The sequence below is a fragment of the Virgibacillus ndiopensis genome (assembly GCF_900187325.1).
In the GTDB taxonomy this organism is placed as follows: domain Bacteria; phylum Bacillota; class Bacilli; order Bacillales; family Amphibacillaceae; genus Virgibacillus_E; species Virgibacillus_E ndiopensis.
Map to the genome: position 1 here is coordinate 242123 of NZ_FZMZ01000003.1, position 19570 is coordinate 261692.

Annotated in this window: 18 protein-coding genes; 7 read left to right on the top strand and 11 right to left on the bottom strand. The window is 37.2% G+C overall.

All coding sequences use genetic code 11. The features are described from left to right. Positions 1-7 precede the first annotated feature (7 nt). Positions 8-1642, bottom strand: coding sequence for an acetolactate synthase large subunit (locus CS937_RS01365; protein ID WP_099156694.1), 1635 nt, complete (start codon positions 1640-1642; stop codon positions 8-10). 112 nt (positions 1643-1754) lie between these two features. On the opposite strand from CS937_RS01365, the gene CS937_RS01370 reads away from it, so the two are divergent. The 3 genes from CS937_RS01370 (at position 1755) to CS937_RS01380 (ending at position 3924) form a co-directional block, all read left to right on the top strand. Further along, the gene (locus CS937_RS01370) at positions 1755-1961 is read left to right on the top strand and encodes a CDGSH iron-sulfur domain-containing protein (protein WP_099156695.1); all 207 of its coding nucleotides are present in this window, start codon (positions 1755-1757) and stop codon (positions 1959-1961) included. A gap of 125 nt (positions 1962-2086) precedes the next feature. After that, positions 2087-2863 carry a DUF3891 family protein gene (locus tag CS937_RS01375; protein WP_099156696.1) on the top strand — a complete coding sequence of 259 codons (777 nt, stop codon included), beginning with the start codon at positions 2087-2089 and terminating at the stop codon, positions 2861-2863. Between the two features lie 293 nt (positions 2864-3156). After that, entirely contained in the window at positions 3157-3924 is a 768-nt protein-coding gene (locus CS937_RS01380) for a TerC family protein (RefSeq protein WP_099156697.1), read from the top strand. A 36-nt stretch (positions 3925-3960) separates the two neighbouring features. On the opposite strand, the gene CS937_RS19300 is transcribed toward CS937_RS01380, so the two are convergent. Continuing rightward, on the bottom strand, positions 3961-4101 hold the full coding sequence (locus tag CS937_RS19300; protein WP_176555706.1) for a hypothetical protein: 141 nt from the start codon (positions 4099-4101) through the stop codon (positions 3961-3963). Positions 4102-4318: 217 nt separating this feature from the next. Here CS937_RS19300 and CS937_RS01385 point away from each other — a divergent pair, with 217 nt between their 5' ends. Beyond that, positions 4319-4648 carry a PadR family transcriptional regulator gene (locus tag CS937_RS01385; RefSeq protein ID WP_099156698.1) on the top strand — a complete coding sequence of 110 codons (330 nt, stop codon included), beginning with the start codon at positions 4319-4321 and terminating at the stop codon, positions 4646-4648. A 17-nt stretch (positions 4649-4665) separates the two neighbouring features. Then, positions 4666-5397, top strand: a complete 732-nt coding sequence (locus CS937_RS01390; RefSeq protein WP_099156699.1) for a pentapeptide repeat-containing protein — start codon at positions 4666-4668, stop codon at positions 5395-5397. Positions 5398-5543: 146 nt separating this feature from the next. On the opposite strand, the gene CS937_RS01395 is transcribed toward CS937_RS01390, so the two are convergent. Continuing rightward, complete coding sequence (locus tag CS937_RS01395; protein ID WP_099156700.1) at positions 5544-6239, bottom strand: MerR family transcriptional regulator; 696 nt, start codon at positions 6237-6239, stop codon at positions 5544-5546. A 177-nt stretch (positions 6240-6416) separates the two neighbouring features. Here CS937_RS01395 and uvrA point away from each other — a divergent pair, with 177 nt between their 5' ends. Then, positions 6417-8888: an excinuclease ABC subunit UvrA gene (gene uvrA, locus CS937_RS01400; RefSeq protein WP_099156701.1), complete on the top strand. Its 2472-nt coding sequence runs from the start codon at positions 6417-6419 to the stop codon at positions 8886-8888. A gap of 361 nt (positions 8889-9249) precedes the next feature. On the opposite strand, the gene yfkAB is transcribed toward uvrA, so the two are convergent. From yfkAB to CS937_RS01440, 8 genes are all read right to left on the bottom strand, one after another. Beyond that, on the bottom strand, positions 9250-10374 hold the full coding sequence (gene yfkAB, locus CS937_RS01405; RefSeq protein ID WP_099156702.1) for a radical SAM/CxCxxxxC motif protein YfkAB: 1125 nt from the start codon (positions 10372-10374) through the stop codon (positions 9250-9252). 395 nt (positions 10375-10769) lie between these two features. Then, on the bottom strand, positions 10770-12611 hold the full coding sequence (locus tag CS937_RS01410) for an ABC transporter ATP-binding protein (RefSeq protein ID WP_099156703.1): 1842 nt from the start codon (positions 12609-12611) through the stop codon (positions 10770-10772). Continuing rightward, positions 12608-14332, bottom strand: a complete 1725-nt coding sequence (locus tag CS937_RS01415; protein WP_099156704.1) for an ABC transporter ATP-binding protein — start codon at positions 14330-14332, stop codon at positions 12608-12610. The genes CS937_RS01410 and CS937_RS01415 overlap by 4 nt, the downstream gene beginning before the upstream one ends. Next, positions 14325-14813 carry a MarR family winged helix-turn-helix transcriptional regulator gene (locus CS937_RS01420; RefSeq protein ID WP_099156845.1) on the bottom strand — a complete coding sequence of 163 codons (489 nt, stop codon included), beginning with the start codon at positions 14811-14813 and terminating at the stop codon, positions 14325-14327. Before CS937_RS01420 ends, CS937_RS01415 begins: the two co-directional genes overlap by 8 nt. Before the next feature lie 189 nt (positions 14814-15002). Further along, positions 15003-15803 carry a DUF4097 family beta strand repeat-containing protein gene (locus CS937_RS01425; protein WP_099156705.1) on the bottom strand — a complete coding sequence of 267 codons (801 nt, stop codon included), beginning with the start codon at positions 15801-15803 and terminating at the stop codon, positions 15003-15005. Further along, positions 15796-16356 carry an HAAS signaling domain-containing protein gene (locus CS937_RS01430; RefSeq protein WP_099156706.1) on the bottom strand — a complete coding sequence of 187 codons (561 nt, stop codon included), beginning with the start codon at positions 16354-16356 and terminating at the stop codon, positions 15796-15798. Before CS937_RS01430 ends, CS937_RS01425 begins: the two co-directional genes overlap by 8 nt. Next, positions 16349-16672 carry a PadR family transcriptional regulator gene (locus tag CS937_RS01435; RefSeq protein ID WP_099156707.1) on the bottom strand — a complete coding sequence of 108 codons (324 nt, stop codon included), beginning with the start codon at positions 16670-16672 and terminating at the stop codon, positions 16349-16351. The genes CS937_RS01430 and CS937_RS01435 overlap by 8 nt, the downstream gene beginning before the upstream one ends. A 528-nt stretch (positions 16673-17200) precedes the next feature. Further along, positions 17201-17791 (bottom strand): lysophospholipid acyltransferase family protein, encoded by a 591-nt coding sequence (locus CS937_RS01440; RefSeq protein WP_099156846.1) that lies wholly within the window; start codon positions 17789-17791, stop codon positions 17201-17203. Positions 17792-17969: 178 nt separating this feature from the next. Between CS937_RS01440 and CS937_RS01445 the strand changes: the two genes are divergently transcribed. Continuing rightward, a complete protein-coding gene (locus CS937_RS01445) occupies positions 17970-19556 on the top strand; it encodes a catalase (RefSeq protein WP_099156708.1) in 1587 nt (528 codons plus the stop codon). The last annotated feature ends 14 nt before the right edge of the window (positions 19557-19570 follow it).

A 19570-nucleotide genomic window follows, 5' to 3' on the forward strand; every position in this document is an offset into this window, starting at 1 on the left:
TAAACACCTATAACTTACAAATATAATCACCAAGCGTTTTGGATAACTCTACATTTTCCGAATAATCTACATCAACGTCTACTAATACAATATCCTCGCTAGCAAGTGCCTCTTCCAATGCGGGTAATAATTCATCCGAATGTTTTACCTTAATTCCTTTAACACCAAAGCTTTTAGCAAACTCTAAGAAATCAGGGTCTGTAAATTCAATTGCATTAGATCGATCATATTTATTCAGTTGTTTCCATTCAATCAATCCATATTTAGCATCATGAAAAATGATAATTACCATAGCTACTCCGAGTCGTTTTGCAGTTGCCAATTCGACACCATTCATAAGAAAACCACCATCGCCAGTCACTGCTATGACTGGATTATTCGGATTAGCTAATTTAGCCGCAATTGCCCCTGGAACAGCAATACCCATTGACGCCCAGCCATTGGATATAATCGTGTGATTCGGTTTTTCCGGCTGATACATACGAGCAACCCACATCTTATGTGCACCAACATCAGAAATTACAATTGCTTCACCCTTCTCTGCTTTTTTTATATCTGCAATAATCCGCTGTGGTTTTACCGGGCTACCTGATGCCTCATCAGACGCATGTAGCTTTTCAACAAGTTGTGACTTTAATTGTTTTACTTCCGACCAAAGCTGCTTTTGTTTAACTTGAGAATTTAAAGCTTCCAATGCCTCTTTTACATCCCCAATCAATTCTGCCTCAAGTGGATAATAGGCATCAATTTCAGCTGGTAAAGTGTCAATATGAACAATTGGATTCATTGCTTCATCATTCCAGTATTTTGGTAAATACTCGACAAAATCATATCCAACGGTAATGATGCAATCGGCTAGATCAAAACCGCATAATACATAATCTTTCGCTTGCATTCCAACTGTATATAACGTAAGTGGATGATCAGATGGTAATACTCCCTTTGCCATAAATGTATTTACAACTGGGATATTCTTAGTCTCAGCAAAATCCCGTAATGCGTCTGAGGCGCCGTCACGAATTACACCATTACCAGCAAGAATAATCGGTCGTTTTGCACGATTGATTAATTGAGCTGCCTTTTTAACTTCATCTTCAGCTGGACTAGATATGGGCATTGGTGTAACTGGAAGTGGCTCACCTTCTGTATCCATCATCGCAATATCTTCCGGTAATTCAATATGAACGGCACCCGGTTTATCAAGGACTGACTTTTTAAATGCTTTACGAATAATCTCTGGAATTGTATGAGCAACCCGAATCTGCTGGCTCCATTTTGTTATCTCCTCGAACATGCTTACAATATCAACATATTGATGCGATTCTTTATGAATGCGTTCAAGACCAGCTTGACCTGTAATAGCTACTACTGGTGAGTAGTCTAAATAAGCGTCACCGATTCCAGTCATAAGGTTTGTTGCGCCTGGTCCAAGTGTGGCTAGACAAACACCTGGATTCCCAGTTAAACGACCATAAACGTCTGCCATAAATGCAGCAGCCTGCTCATGATGGACCACGATAAATTCAATATCGGAACCAATAAGTGAATCAATAAGATCCGTATTTTCTTCCCCTGGAATACCAAAAATATACTTAACACCCTCATTTTCCAAACACCGTACAACCAAATCAGAAGCCTTCACTTCTTCGCCTCCTTTAGTGCCTGACGCTCCTCAATTTTGTCAATAAAGCACTAGACACGTTTTTGTTTATTATGGATAAGCTTGGTACAAAATATGTACAGGAGGTGTTATGATGGCTGACTCAACTATTAAAGTGAGTGACAATGGTCCTTATGTTGTGACTGGATCGTATGAGGTAGTAGATGCAGATGGGAACACATTTAAAACGAAGAAGGCAGTTTCTCTGTGTCGCTGCGGGCATTCCTCCAACAAACCTTTTTGTGATGGTACACACAAAGAGATTGATTTCGACAGCGCACCACGTGCAGATATGAGTTAAGTTCTCTTAATAGTTATAACCGCTGTTCTACAATTAGAATGGCGGTTATATAGTTGGTCTTTCTATTTATTTTTTCGTATACTTTATATACTGATAATATTATGAAACGAAAAGGATGACCTTAGATGATTATACGCGAGCGTCAAAATGATTTTGTCATGATTGAACAAGATAACCACGCTCATATTTCTGGCCAAATCATAACGAATTGGAAAGATTCTCTTTTTCTTGGACAAGAGCTTAAGAAGTCCGTTGAATACGCGACTTTCAAACATGATTGTGGCTGGCAACCGGTTGACAAACAACCTTTTTGGAATGACCAAAAGAAATCACCGTATTCATTTATGGACTTTCCCACTTTATCAAAGCTTGTGTTTTATAAGTATGGAATAGATTTAGTAGAAAACGTTGATTCGTATGCTGCACTTTTATGTAGTCGCCATTACACGCAGTTTCTCATACATGACACCTCCCAGGAAGGAAAAAAATTTGTTCAACAGGAAGAAAGTCGTCAGCAACGTATCATTCGTTCCATTCCGAATTTCAATAAAAAATTGTTTGAATTTCATTACGGGCTGCTAAAACTCGGTGATAGTTTATCATTATATATTTGTTTAAATGAACCCGGTATATCAAAAGAAAACGAACATCATTTTTATAAAGATGGGATTCCTATCCCCTCCTCACTCAACATTTTTGGTCAACGTAATCTACAATTACAATGGATAAATAAAGAAACAATTATTATGCATGATTTCCCTTTGAGGGCTCCAACTTTGATTAAGCTAAAACAGAAAGTAATTTCTAAAAAAGATATTGTAGATAATGGATTATTAGAGTGCTATCAGGCCAGTCCCTTGCAGGAAATGACTATACGTCTTATCCCTGAAGAAAATGAATAAAACTTAATTTAAGGCTAAAAATATTTATTGGGAAAGGTACTCACCATTGATAATTATTGACATATGATTAATAAAATGATTTAATAATAATAGAATTTCAAAGGGGAGTAGCTTTAACAGTATAGTCGTCATTACAGAGTGCACATTTCACTCTCGGCTTTACTGGCAACTTACGGTGTTGTTAGCAAGACCTTTGCCAATGATGGTAAAGGTCTTATTTTTAATTAGAGGCCTTTACCAACATTAACTGGTAAAAGCCTCTATTTTTTTTATTTTAGAAGGGAGTATTCTACGTGGAATCAATTTGGCTAGAATATGGATGGACATTATTAATACTAATTGGACTAGAGGGAATTTTGTCTGCTGACAACGCACTCGTTCTGGCGGTAATAGCGAAACACCTGCCAGATGAACAAAAAAAGAAAGCAATAAATTACGGTATTATTGGGGCATTTGTTTTTAGATTTGCTGCCCTTTTTGCAATATCATTTATAGCAAATGTATGGCAGGTTCAGGCAATAGGTGCGGCTTATTTGATTTATTTAGGGTTAAAGCATGTAATTGGAAACGTCTTCGGTTCAGAGAAGGATGAAAAAGACGATCTAGAAGAAGAATCTGCTGGTAAAGGCTTCTGGCCAACAGTTGCAAAAATTGGGTTAGCGGACCTTGCCTTTGCGATTGATTCGATTCTTGCGGCAGTAGCGCTTGCAATCGTTCTTCCAGAAACACCGTTACCAGATTTCGGTGGAATGGACGGAGGACAATTCATAATTGTATTGATTGCAGGAATAGCCGGATTAGTTTTAATTAAATTTGCAGCAAACTGGTTTGTTAAACTTCTTGATGATCGACCTGGCCTTGAAACAACCGCTTACATGATTGTTGCTTGGGTTGGGGTAAAACTTGCTGTTATTACACTAAGTCATGTAGGCATTTTAGCTGAAGACTTCCCTCACACCACAGGATGGACAATTACCTTCTGGGGAGTCCTTCTCGCCATCGCTATAATTGGATGGTTTGTTTCAGGTAAGACTGGTCCAAAAGAAGATACAAGTAATTAGTCCTATTATTGAACATCCTAGCTTAGCATTTTCTAGTTAGGGTGTTCTTTTCTTTTTTCGTCTATTAACATAGTTCCATTTCTTATTCCTATTCTTATTGTTTCCATATGTCATCTTTTTTATCTTTTCAATACGCGCTTCAGCAATACTTTTATACAATTCTTCATTATAGACCATGAAATTTTCCCTCCTCGACCTTTAACTTCCTTACAATTGATATGATACATCGAGTTTAACTCCTAGTCGTCGGCTTCATGACTGAAATTCAAGCACAAAAAAGCCCTACTCCTAAAGTAGAACTTCTACGACTCTGGACTGATTTAATGCATTATTTAACACATTACCTTGACTGTCATAGTATTATATTGTATATTATTCGCAAGGAGATGATGATTTGGTTCAAGGAAAACTGTCGTCTGACCTGCTTCGCGGGCATACCGACACAATGATTTTAAAACTCCTACTTAGTGGAGATAAATATGGATATCAAATTACCAAACTAATTTTCGCGAATTCAGGTGAAACTTACGAATTAAAGGAAGCAACAATGTACTCAAGTCTAAAACGTTTAGAAAAGGAAAAAAAGATTAGTTCCTATTGGGGTGACGCTAATCAAGGTGGACGAAGAAAATATTACAAGATTACCTCAATTGGCGAACAAGCATATAAACAAAATAAAGAAAACTGGGAGCTAGCCAAGTTAATTCTTGAACAGCTCCTGTAGGGAAGGAAAGTTGAAACATGAATGAACAATTAAAGGCATATGTCCACACTATTTTCGCACCTTATCAACATGTAAAAAGTGCAAATGAGCTTGAAGAAGAACTGTTGCAAAATTTACTTGAGAAATATAATGACCATAAACAAAATGGTTACAATGATCAAGAGGCTTATCAAATGTCCATTGAATCGATCGGGGATGTATCAGAGCTTATTGACACACTTAATCTTCCATACGATGAGCTCGAGCGGACAATTCAAATGAATTTCTCGAAACAACGATTAACAGAATCCGATTTCCAATCCGTTTCGGTTCACGATAGCAAATTCAATTATAGCAATTTAAGACGCTCCAATTTCAGTAATTCAGATTTGAAAAACAGCACATTTAAAGGAAGTAACTTAACGGAATGTATATTTGAAAACGTAAATTTGACAAAAGCGCTATTTAGTAACTCAAATCTAAACAAAGCTACCTTTAATAATTGCATTTATAATAGGACTCACTTTAAAAGATGTAATTTATCTTGTCTGATTTTTGACGGTGAAACGTTTAATCAAACTATTTTTGAAAGTTCAACATTAAAAAGGACTTCATTTAGAAATACAACATTGAAAAATGTCCAATTCCGAGCAAACGATTTAAAAAAGGCTGACTTTAATGGATCAACAATGGATCAACTAACGTATAACTTTCTGAAGGGTTCTGATGTTGACCTCAGCAATGTAACAATACGTAAAGGGGGAAGATAAAAATGAGTTTACCAACAGCACTAGTCGTATGTACTGCAATCATTTGTGTGACTGTGTTTATAACAGTTGTGACCGTTAAAGGTATGAGTATGGGGGACTAATAGGATGTGGCCAATGATAGACTGTAAATGTTTCTCATTGGCTTTTTACTTTTTAATAAACGTACACAACCTATATAAATAATGTAGTCCTCGAAGCTGTTCGACAATTAAGTTATCCATGTGAATTAAAGAGTCTCTCGCAATTTTTATAGCATGTTCTATATTATTTTGATCGACTTCTTCTAAAACCTCACGGACAATATCAAGTGAATACACAGCTAAACGGAGAGTACGAATAATTAATAGTTTGTGAACATCAGCATGACTGTATTTCCTATACCCACTTTCCAAGTCACGATGTGGTTCGATCAACCCTTCTTTCTCCCAGTGCCTCAGAGTTGAGCTTGCTACATCAATCTCTTTAGCCACTTCCCCAATTGAATACCATCCCTTATTATTTTTGGCGGAAAAGCGTTCAAGTCCCTCATTCTCTAGTACTTGAAGTGCCTTCTCAACCTTACGTCTTTCTTTAGACAATTGTACCTGATCATCATTAACAAGCCAGAGTGCATCCGTCACTTTATTTTCTTGTATTAAAGGCATAATTTTACGAACAAGATCCATACCAAACCCGCTATTCATTGCCCGAATACAATCAAAATAGGCCACATGCTCTTCAGTATAAATTCGATATCCATTTTTCGCACGCTCGGCTTCCGGAACGATCCCCCATGACTCATAATGCCGTAAAGCACTTGTGCTAATATTTAATTTCCGAGCAATATCAATCGGTTTAACCATTATAAAATTCACCTCTATAATACTTTAAAACATTATCAAAAAACTTTAAAGTACCATGACGGATTTTTTCCTTAGGTATACCATAATCACAAAGTTTCTTTTTATGAACCTTTGTTCTTGCATTAATGTTATACAATTAACTTATAAACAAACTATTTGATAAAGGAGGAATTAAACATGAAGGATAAAATCATAATCAAAGGTGCACGTGAAAACAATTTAAAAAATATTACACTTTCGGTTCCCAAGCATAAGCTAGTCGTATTGACCGGACCATCTGGATCTGGAAAATCGACATTGGCGATGGATACGTTGCAAAGAGAAAGCCAAAGGCAATATATGGAGTCAATGGGGATGGCAACAGATGGTTTCAGTAAACCAAAAGTTGATTCTATGGTTGGCTTATCCCCCTCTATTAGTGTCGGTCAGCATGTTACAAATCGAAACCCACGGTCAACAGTTGGAACCATATCGGATATGTACACGTATTTACGATTGATTTATGAAAAACTTGGAGAACGTATTTGTCCTAACTGCCAGAGTACAATTCAACCTACCTTTGAAAAGGGAGAAGACCTAGATTCAACTGACTATAAACAATATATTCACTGTCCAAATTGTCACCAACGTTTAGAAAAACTAACACGTTCACACTTTTCGTATAATACGCTAGAAGGTGCGTGCCCAACGTGTGGTGGTCTTGGCAATGTGGTTGACATTCATTTAGAATCTGTGTTCAAAGAAGAATTAAGTCTAAAAGAAGGCTGTGTTACGATTGGCATTTGGAACGGATCGTACGGTGACTACCAAAGGAATATTTTAAAAGTGGCTTCTGATTACTACGGAATTCCGTTCGATGAAAATCTTCCTTTAAAACATTTCGATGATGTGCAGCGAGACTTATTATATTACGGTGTGGAAAGCAAAATCTTTTCATCCCATTTTCCAGATGTAAAACCTCCTAAAACTGTTGGGAAAGGTAAGTTTGAAGGAATTCTTACAGGGATGTGGAGAAGATACAAAGAAAAGAATGGGAATTCCGGTGAAACGGCTTATTTCTATTCCCAACCATGTCCCGATTGTAACGGTAATCGGCTTAAAATGGAGAGTAGAGAAGTACTAGTAGCGGGAACCCCAATAACAGATGTTTCAACCTTATCTATCGAAGCCATGTATTCTTGGTTAATGGAGCTTCAACAGTCACTTACGTCTGAAGATTTAGTGGTTGTTGAAACGTTTTTACTTGATTTAATTTCAAAAGTAACACGAATTATCCATGTAGGATTAGGATATTTGTCACTCGACAGACAGACCATAACACTTTCTGGAGGGGAAGCACAGCGCCTACGGCTAGCATCCATTCTTGGTTCAGGGCTAACAGGAGTTCTCTATATTCTCGATGAACCAACGTTAGGACTACATCCAAAAGATACAAAAGGATTAGTAACAATTATGAAGCAGCTTAGAGACTTGGGAAATACAATTCTTATTATTGAGCATGATTTGGATGTGATGAAAGAGGCGGATTATATTATTGACATAGGGCCTGGTGCAGGAGTGCATGGAGGGACTGTAGTTGGTGAAGGTACATTGTCTGAGTTAATGAAACAAGAGCAGTCTATCACGGGATCGTTTTTAAGAGATAATTCTTTTCCAACAGAGAAGCGTCGAGAAGGAACTGGACAATTTTTAACCATTCATAATGCAACTAAGCATAATTTAAAAAACGTAACTGCGTCTATTCCACTTGGTTCTCTTGTCTCTGTTACAGGTGTATCAGGATCTGGTAAATCAACGTTAATATTTGATGTCCTTGCTTCCGGTGAGAGTGGTGTATATCAGGATTGTGAGGAGATCACTGGATTCGAAGCAATCAATAAAGTAATTACGGTAAATCAATCACCTTTAAGTCGTATGCAGCGCTCAAATGTCGCTACATACACTGAGGCTTTTACATTAATTCGAAACCTATTTGCTAGTCTGCCTGAAGCGAAGGCAACTAAACTGAAGCCGAAAGACTTTTCCTTTAATACTCCTGGTGGAAGATGTGAGAACTGTCAAGGTCTTGGATTTGTGTCGGTAACCATGTATTTCTCTCCCGATATAGAAGTACAATGCCCTGTTTGCCATGGCTCACGTTTCAAAGAAAATATCTTACAAGTAACTTACGAGGGATATTCCATTTCTAACATCTTAGATATGTCGATAGAGGAAAGTTTGCCACTTTTTCACAATCACAAAAAATTATTTCCAATTGTTCAATTATTAAATGAGATTGGGTTGGGCTATTTAAAATGGGGTCAATCGCTCACAACGTTATCCGGTGGTGAGGGACAACGACTAAAGCTAGCAAAAGAATTAAACAAACAAACGACCAACCATACACTCTATTTATTGGACGAACCATCAACAGGCTTACACCCGACAGATGTAAAACAATTACTTTTACTTCTAAATCGACTTGTAGATGCAGGGAATACCGTCATTATTGTTGAACATAATAGTGATTTGATTCGTGAAGCTGATTGGGTGATCGATCTTGGCCCAGAGGGGGGAATCGCTGGAGGAAAAATCATTGCACAAGGTACCCCTGAAGAAATTTCTAATGTAAAAGAATCGTATACTGGCGCTTATCTGAACTTAATGTAAGAAATCACCAAGAACTAATACAATCACACGCATTGTATCGTGAGTTTGCAGAACAGCAATTGACATGAATAAAAGGTATTAGGCGGCATGAAACTTTGCCACCTAATACCTTTTAAACTATAGACACTTTTCACATATATAGAAACTACGACGTAAATTTATGCTTGGGTTGCCGTTTCGGAAATACACTTCGCGCACCAAAGGGCTCGAGATGAACCTCCCCGAGAGAAAACCACTCACTGTGGGGGCTTCCCGACAGGAGTCTCCGTGTATTTCCTCCACTGATATTATGCTTGCTTTAAAACCCCATATAGGAATTAGAAAACAGCCAAACTATAAAATCTTTCGTCTCTTCGGATACCTAAAGACTAGTATTAGCCTTTCGTTGCTGAAAATCAACATCCTGATAGTATGTATTTTTAACTAAAATGTTCGGGCCGAGACATTTAACAGCCGGACAATGGCAGTTTAAACTTTTAGCTGTTTTGGTATCCATCCAACGAGAATAGGCATCTGGTAAAGATGTATGTTGAATATTACCTAATGAAGGCTCATCACCAAAATCAGTGACAATCACTTCCCCTGTAAAAATATTAATATTTAAACGAGAGCGACCATCGGGGTCATTTCTTACCGTTACATTTTGTTCACTATATAATCGTTGTAACAATTCCAAATCTTCCTTAGAGGAACTACACGGATAAAAAGGCAATGTTCCAAACAGCATCCATGCCTGGTTATTTCGGTAATCAAGTAAACGTGTAATAGCTGTGCGAATCTCTTCTAAATTAAGAGTTTCCAAATTGCTAGCGAAGTCTACTGGGTACATAGGGTGAATTTCGTGTCTAGCACATCCCATTTCCATCACATGATCATGAATTTGCTCTAAGTAAGGAAATGTGCGCTTATTTAACATCGTTTCTGCGGATACCATCACACCTTCTCTTGAAAGAGCTTTTGAATTTTCTACCATTCGTTCGAAATATTTTTTACGGTTTTCTTCTGATGGCTTTCGCTCCATACGGGCAAATCCTGTCTCCGCAAATTCTTCCTCTGTGCCCCAATTATGTGAAATATGTAAGACATCTAAAAAAGGAATAATGGATTCGTACCTACTATAAGGTAATGTTAAATTAGAGTTGATCTGTGTTCTCACACCACGATTATGAGCATATTCAAGCAAGGGAACAACATAATTTCTGACCGATTTTTTGGACATCATTGGCTCCCCACCAGTAATGCTTAGTGTTCTAAGATGTGGAATTTCATCTAACCGCTTTAATATGAGATCCATTGAAAGCGCTTCTGGATCTTGAGTTTGTAACGTATAACCGACAGCACAATGTGCACAGCGCATGTTACAAAGTGTAGTCGTCGTAAATTCTACATTTGATAAGGTCATCTTGCCATGTTCTTCAACATCCATATATGCTTCCCACGGATCATAGGAAGGAGTGATTGTTCGAAAACTTCTCGTTGTCGTCATCTATTAAACTTCCTTTCTAGTTGTATCGCAAAGTATATTCTAACGCTGTTTTACCTTCTTATAAAGTGATACTACATAATGTCTTTACATAAAGCAGTTTTCTAAAATATTGTTGTTCAAAAAACATAAAATGCGACGTAAATTTATGCTTGAGCTATCGTTCCGGAAATACACTATTTTTGACTTTTTTAATTCTAATTTATTTATAAGAACCTAGAAAAGCATGTAAATATACAAATATTTACTTACTAGCAGACCGGTATACCAGTTATGTATGCTTTAAATAAACGGGTAAGATTCGATAAATTAATATGAGATTAAAAGGAGCTGCACTTTCTATAAAGTTTGCAGCTCCTTTGTTTTACATTGTATGTGTTGCTCGATGCCTTAATTCGTTAGCCAGCAGCTCTTTTAGAAAACTGGCTATTATAAAGATCTGTATAGAATCCTTTTTTCGATAAAAGTTCCGAATGGGTTCCCTGTTCAATCACTTTTCCTTGATCCATTACAAGAATCAAATCAGCATCCCTAATTGTAGATAAACGATGAGCAATGACAAAGTTAGTTCTTCCTTCCATCAATTGGTTCATCGCTTTTTGGATAAATACTTCCGTTCTTGTGTCAACACTTGAGGTGGCTTCATCTAGAATCATGATTGGTGGGTCGGCAAGTACTGCCCGAGCTATTGTCAACAGTTGCTTTTGCCCCTGAGAAATATTCGATGCCTCTTCATTCAAGACAGTCTCATAACCGTCTGGAAGCGTCCGAATAAAATGATCAGCATGTGCCGTACGAGCAGCTGCAATTATTTCTTCATCACTAGCATCTGATTTGCCATAAGCCAAATTGTCTTTAATCGTCCCATTAAATAGCCATGTATCTTGAAGCACCATTCCAAAGCTTTTTCTAAGATTACTCCGTGATATATCCCGAATATCACGCCCATCAATTTTTATCGAGCCACCTTTAAGCTCGTAAAAACGCATCAATAAATTAATTAATGTCGTCTTACCAGCACCGGTTGGTCCAACTATCGCAACGGTCTGACCAGGCAATACATTAATATTCATATCTTGAATCAACAAGTCTTCCCCATATCCGAAGTCTACCTGTTCAAATGTGACAGCACCTTGTGCACGTGTTAAACTTTCTTGAGTATTTTCCTTTATTTCTTCTTCCTCATCAAGTAGTTCAAAGACACGCTCAGCTGCCGCAACTGTTGATTGAATAATGTTTGCGATGTTAGCAGTTTGTGTAATTGGCTGTGTAAACTGTTTTGAATACGTAATGAATGCCTGAATATCACCAATTGAAATGGCGCGTTGCGTGACCAAAATCCCACCGGCAACACTAATCAAGACATAGCTTAAATTTCCGATAAAAAACATCATCGGCATAATAATCCCAGATATGAATTGTGCTTTTCGCCCCGCATCATACAACTCTTCATTGACCGTATCAAACTCGGCAACAGCCTTTTTCTCATGGCTAAATGCTTTAACGACTTGATGACCAGTATACATTTCTTCAATATGCCCGTTTAATTGACCAAGTGTACGTTGTTGATCCGCAAAATATTTTTGTGACCTTTTCAAAATAGGTTTAATTACGTACATTGAAACTGGTATGCTAATAATCGAAATTAACGTCAATATTGGACTAATCCAGAGCATCATTATGATTATCCCAATAATGGTTACAATGGACGTGATAAGCTGTGTCAAACTTTGCTGAAGTGTCGTACCAATCATATCAATATCATTTGTAACACGACTAAGTGTTTCACCATTTGGACGTCCATCAAAATATTTAAGTGGAAGTTTCTCAAGCTTTTTATTTACGTCTTCACGGAGATCATACACAGTGGTTTGCGCCACAGTAGACATAATGTATTGTTGGATAAAACTGAACAAACTACTGAGGAGATATAATCCCCCAAGAACTAGCAGCAGTTGAGCAATCTTCCCAAAGTCGATAGCCGCACCTGGTATTCCTTGTAATTTCCCGTATGCACCCTCAAATAATATTGTAATTGTGTCCCCCATAATTTTTGGGCCAACAATCATGAAGATAGTGCTCATAATTGCCGCCATAAAAACGGTAATCAATCGTTTACGACGTGGTTTTAAATACGTTATAAGGCGTCTTAGGGTCCCTTTAAAATCTTTTGGCTTTTGCTGCCCCATCATCATACTAGCACCGCCCGGGCCACCTTGAGTGCCTTTTCGTTTACTCATGCAATTTCCCCCTCTGAAAGCTGTGACTCGACTATTTCACGGTATACGTCATTAGTCTTTAACAACTCTTGGTGAGTACCTATTCCTGCAATGTGTCCATTGTCAAGTACGATGATCCGGTCTGCATCGACAACCGTACTAACACGTTGTGCCACAATTAATACTGTCGCGTACGTTGTTTCATCATTTAGTGCCTCACGGAGTTTCGCATCAGTCTTGTAATCTAGCGCCGAAAAACTATCATCAAATAAATAGACGTCAGGTTTACGAACGAGGGCTCTTGCAATTGAGAGCCGCTGTTTTTGTCCACCAGAAACGTTTGAGCCACCCTGTTCAATTTTTGCATTATAGTCATCATTCATTTTACAAATAAAATCATCGGCTTGAGCAATTTGTGCTGCATGTTCAATCTCTTCTTGTGTCGCATTTTGCTTACCAAAGCGAATGTTGTCAGCGATTGTACCTGTAAAAAGTGTTGCCTTCTGTGGAACTAAACCGATTTTCGAACGGACATCCTCCTGCGACGCCTCACGGATATCGACACCGTTAACACGAATTGCACCACTTGATATCTCATAAAATCGTGGAATTAAATTGATTAGTGTTGATTTACCTGAACCTGTACCACCAATTATTGCTGTAATTTCTCCAGGATTTGCTTGAAAACTAATATCTGTTAATGCAGGTTCTTCTGCTCCTGGATAGCTGAATGTTACACGGTCAAATTCCAATGTACCTTTGTTGCTGTTTGCTGTTTTTGTTCCATCATCTTGAAATGACGGTTTCATTTCGAGGACCTCATTAACACGCTTAGCCGAAACGGAAGCACGTGGTATCATAACAAACATCATGGATGCCATAACAAGGGCAAACAAAATTTGCATCACGTATTGGATAAATGCCATCAAGTCACCAATCTGCATACCGCCATTATCAATACGAATCCCACCAAACCAAATGACACCAACAATCGTTAAGTTCATGATAAGCATCATTGCCGGCATCATGAACGCCATTATCTTATTTACTTTTATCGAGACATCTGTTAATTCTTTATTTGCCTTCTTAAGACGTGCTTTCTCCGGAATTTCCCGATTAAAAGCGCGAATTACGCGAATCCCAGTTAAGTTTTCGCGTAAAACAAGGTTTAATCGATCCAGCCGTTTTTGCACCTTTTTAAAAAGTGGTATCCCCTTGTAAAAAATAAGCAAAATAGAGCCAACTAAAAATGGTGTTGTACAAACAATTACAAGTGACAATTTAGCATCCTTTGACACAGCCATGATTACTCCACCAACTAACATAATAGGCGCAGTTACAACCATTCGGAGCATCATAATAACTACTTGTTGAATTTGGGTGATATCATTCGTTGTCCGAGTAATTAGTGATGCAGTCCCTACTTCATCAAATTCCTGAAGTGAAAATTTCTCAACATGATTAAACACCTTTCGTCTGACATCACGTCCAAGTCCCATTGCGGCCTTCGATGAATAGTAGCTAGCTATAACGGAAGCAGTAGCGCCCAATACGGCTACTAACAGCATTAAAGCCCCAATTTTCCAAATGTATGGAATGTCTCCTACCACGACACCTTTATCAATAATGTCTGCCATTAATGTTGGTAAATATAAATCAGACATTGATTGAACAAATATAAAGCCAAAAACCGCAAGTACAATCCACTTATAGACGGAAAGGTTCTTCAATATTTTAATCACTTACAAGACCCCCTTGTTCCGTATGGTATTTTTCTAAAAAGGTTGAAAGTTGAAGATGCGCCACAAGCAAATCATCATACTGCTTTTCCGTCAGTGTTTCAACTGCAGCCTGAAATATTTGGTGAATCCCACCTTCCTGGGTATGAATTGATTTAATAAAATCCACTCCTTTTTTGCTGGTTGATAACAGCACCTCGCGCCGGTTCCCATCCACTTGATGACGTTGAAGCAATCCCCGTTTAACAAGTCCATCAATTGCTTGGCTCAATGTGCTTTTTGGCAGAAATGCTTCTTCTCCCAGTACTTTTTGAGTAATTTCCTTATGACGAATGATGGTCATCAATATGGAATATTGTGAAACAGTTAATCCATTTTCTGTTGCATTCCTCTGAATAAAAAGCATCATGTTTTTTTGTATATCGGAAAATGAACGCAATAGTATCACTGAGCGCATAAAATCTTGATTTACATTATTATCCATTTTCACCTCACCAATCCTTCATTATAAAAACTGTTCCATTCCAAACAGTTCGTTATAGAACTATATAAATTTACCGCTTCTTTTACAAATAGTCAAGATGTTATTTATCTTTTTTATATAAAGAAAAAACACCTCCAATTGAATTGGAGATGTCTTTTTAGGTGGGACTGTCCCCCTAGAAAACTACTTCTATTTCGTCACCTTAATTTTTCCATTATTAGTTGTTAATTTAATTAAGTTCTCACCATTACCGAAAACAGCATTGCCACTATACTTGTCAAAGATATTAATATGTCCGTTATCTACACGCACATTAAATGTCGCATTTGCCGGCTCATTTTCAGTTTCAATTTCAATACTACCATTGTCACATTCCAATGTAATTGGGCGATCTAAGTCATTTGTTTCCAGATAAATTTTTCCATTATTTGTTTCACCATTGATTTCACCAGAAACATTCTCAAGAGAAATTTTCCCATTATCTGATTCAACATTTATTGTCGTTGCTACAATATCTTCCATTTCAATATGACCATTATTTGTTTCCCCTTTGACTGCTTTTATGTTTAGCTGTTCTGCATAGACAGTTCCATTGTCAATATCAACTTGTAATGATTCGTATACTTTCTCAGGTAAAGATACTTTTAATGTCAAATTTGAATCCATAAAATGAAAGAAGTTAAAAAGCTTCTCATTCTCTAATGTAATGGATAGTGTATTTTCTTCTATTTCAACTTTTAATTGATTTTGAATTTGCTCAGTACTTCTTCCTACTAGTTCTACCTTCGTTGTTTGATCATCTGTTGAAACAATTTCTACTTTCTCGTTATCTGCTTCAATTTCAATATCTGTAAAATCGTTGGTATTAATTATTTTCTCTTCCGATACAGAAACAGGTTTATTTATGGAATTGAATGTGATAATGCTCCCAATCGCACCAACCAATAAAAGAATTAGTGCAATGATTGAGATTCTTTTAATATTAATCATGCTTCAAACCACCTTTCACAAGTGATACATTATATTTTAAATAACGGACAAATAAATTGGTCAATACTTTTGTTGCAACAAACATCCCAACTGCAATAAATAAACCAATCCCACTAAGCATGATCGAGAAGAATAAGTCAAAAAATTCAAACGTCCTTGGATTAAATAGTACATTAACTAATACCAAAAGTGGTGATGCGATAAATGCCGCCCCTGATGCCCAGCCAGCAACAACTAAAGCGACTATTGCAACAAACGGCCCGAGTATGATTACTAAGTTAAAAAAGCCTAACCCTATCACAGCCCATAGCGCACGGAAAATGTTACCCGTCGTTGCAGTGGTCTCTACTTTCTCAATATGATAGGTAGCAAGTAATTCTTTTGCAATGTGCTTAGGTGAACCTAAAGAATCAGCTATCTGTTCTTCTGTTTTACCTTCTTCTACTCCAATCGCGAAATGCTCTTGAAAATCCTGCAAAATATCTTGACGTTCATTTGAAGAAAGTCCTTTTAATGATAAATCTAGTTCTTTCATAAATTGATTTTTAGTCACTTGTAACACCGTCCTTTATTAATTGATTGACACCACTCGAAAAATCCTTCCACTCTTGCAACAATTCTTGAAGATATTCTCTACCTTTATCTGTTAACCTGTAGTACTTACGAGAGGGACCTTCTGATGATTCCTGTAAGTAGGTTGTAAAGTATTCCTCTTTTGTTAAACGCCTTAATAATGGATAGACAGAGCCCTCAGAAATTTCAATTTGGTTCGAAATTTTTTGAACTAGCTCATATCCATAACGGTCTTGTTTATCAAGTAAAACGAGAACACAAAGTTTTAAGACACCTTTTTTAAATTGTACGTCCACTAAAACCACCTCATCTTTTCTTACTCCCTAGTAATTAACAAACGGTACTATACATTGAACAGTACCTAGCAATAGCAATATATCATATAGTACTATTCAATGCAAGGTACCATATATAATATATTTATATGAGAAGAAAACAAATTTTATGAAAAAACGCTAAAGTGTCCTTCTAGAGGTAAGAGATCAGGGGCGAATTAGCTGTTTTTTTAATTCCTGTTGATATGTTTTAGATTTCGAGATGATCTTGGGCTCTCGTGCTGATGTTTCCACTCTCCCGCCAATTTGACCATATTGTATTCTTTCTTTTCACATAAAATAGTGTCAGTCTAGACTGACACTATTTGTCTCTCACTTATTCAATTTTTTACATACATTTATCCTTGAATATCACGCTGTCTATATCCGATAAAACCAAAAATCACCAAGACCATAGTAATAATTATTAGAACCAGTATTAGCATCCATGCCATAAATCGTTCCAACTACAAAGGGATAGGAATCGAACTGCTTTCAGCTTTATCAATACTATTGATGTAGTCTTCGCTGTAAGTTGTTTAATTCTTCGTTCAACACATTCATCATGCTATCCATTCCTTCTTTTCTTGGCATGTTCTGAGGTAAATAAATTGGTTCGCCAAAAATAATTCTAGCCTGTTTACGCTTAAAAAGATCTTTGAAATTATTTGGACCAACATATGCAACCGGAACGATTGGAACTTTGGAATATCCAGCAATTGTTACAGCTCCTCTTTTTAAAGGTACCTCTTCACTAGTCCTTGTTCCACTAGGAAATATACCAACTACCTTCCCTTCTGAAAGTAACTTTCTAGGAACTTTTATCGAGCTTGGTCCTGGATTATCACGATCTACTGGAAATGCATTCAACTGTTGCATCAGCCATTTTAATGAACGTATTTGAAACAATTCTTTCTTTGCCATGTAATGTATTTTTACAGGTAATACCGATATTCCAAGCCATAATATATCTATCCAACCTGTATGTGTACAAGCAATTACGTAACCGCTTGATTCTGGTAAATTTTCTTTTTGATAAGCTTTCACTCTTCCAAACAAACTTAAAAAAATCTTTAAAACATAAGCTGCAAAATAATACATCATTCATTCCCTCTTCCCGTGTACTTTACCTATCTATATTCTATTTTAGCATAAAGTATTATTACCTGGTACTAATTATTTTTTACTATTTTCAGTCTTTGCTTTTATTCAAGAATTATTTTATTGATACAGGGCATTGTAACTACCGTAATCAAAATTTTAATAAAGGATGGTTTTGATGGATAAAGATCACCAAACAAATATTGAGAATGAAGACACATTAACAACCAGGCAGGGTCATCCTGTCACGAATAATCAAAGCACGCGAACAGTTGGAAATCGAGGACCAGCTACATTAGAGAACTATGATTTTATTGAAAAAATTAGTCACTTTGATAGAGAAAAGGTTCCCGAACGAATCGTTCATGCTCGTGGTGCTGGTGCACATGGTTATTTTGAAACATATGGAACTGTAGGAGACGAGCCAGTTTCAAAATATACTCGTGCGAAGGTTTTTCAGCAAAAAGGGAAAAAGACCCCAGTTTTCGTCCGTTTTTCAACCGTAGTACATGGGTTACATTCGCCAGAAACAGTTCGTGATCCAAGAGGATTTGCGGTTAAGTTTTATACAGAGGATGGAAACTGGGATTTGGTTGGAAATAATCTAAAAATATTCTTCATTCGTGATGCCATGAAATTTCCCGATATGATTCATGCATTTAGACCTGACCCTGTAACAAATATCCAGGATAGCGAACGCTTCTTTGATTTTTGTGCAAATTCACCGGAAACTTTTCATATGGTTACATTTGTTTACTCACCTTGGGGTATTCCTGCAAACTACCGCTTGATGCAAGGTTCTGGGGTAAATACATACAAGTGGGTAAACCAAGAAGGTGAGGCAGTACTTGTTAAATATCATTGGGAGCCAAAACAAGGTATTAAGAATTTGACAGTAAAAGAGGCGAACGATATTCAAGCAACTAACTTTAACCATGCAACACAGGATTTATATGACGCAATTGAACGAGGTGAATATCCAGAGTGGGAATTGTTTGTTCAAATTATGAGTGATGACGATCATCCTGAACTCGACTTCGACCCGCTCGATGATACAAAATTATGGCCGAAAGATCAGTTTCCATGGTTACCAGTAGGCAAAATGGTATTAAACAAAAATCCAGAAGACTATTTTTCAGAAGTTGAACAATCAGCTTTCGGTACAGGAGTCCTTGTTGATGGTCTAGATTTTTCTGATGATAAAATGTTACAAGGTCGAACATTTTCCTATTCAGACACTCAACGTTATCGTGTAGGGGCAAACTATTTACAGTTACCTGTTAATGCTGCAAAGAAGCGTGTGGCAACAAATCAAGAAGGTGGGCAAATGCGTTATGAGGCAGAACACCCACCCGCTAAAAATCCACACGTTAATTATGAACCATCGATTCTTGGTGGATTAAAGGAAGCGGAGCAAATAGGAAAAGAATATACACCACATGTCGAAGGAAAACTAGTTCGTCAATCCATTGATAGACAGAGCAATACAAAACAGGCTGGCGAAACATATCGTGAGTTTGAGGAATGGGAAAAGGATGAATTAATTTCAAACCTTGTTGGAGATCTTTCTCAATGCGATAAAAGACTGCAAGACAAAATGATTGCTCTTGCTGAAGAAGCAGATGAGGAATATGGGCGCCGTTTAAGAGAAGGCTTAGCTAATGCAGTAATGAACGGATCAAGTAAAAATCCGCTAGGAAATAAGGACAGTGAGAAGGCACCAGATCAAGCAATCGAAAAAGGACACGATGCTGACCCATATTGATTATAGAGAACAGG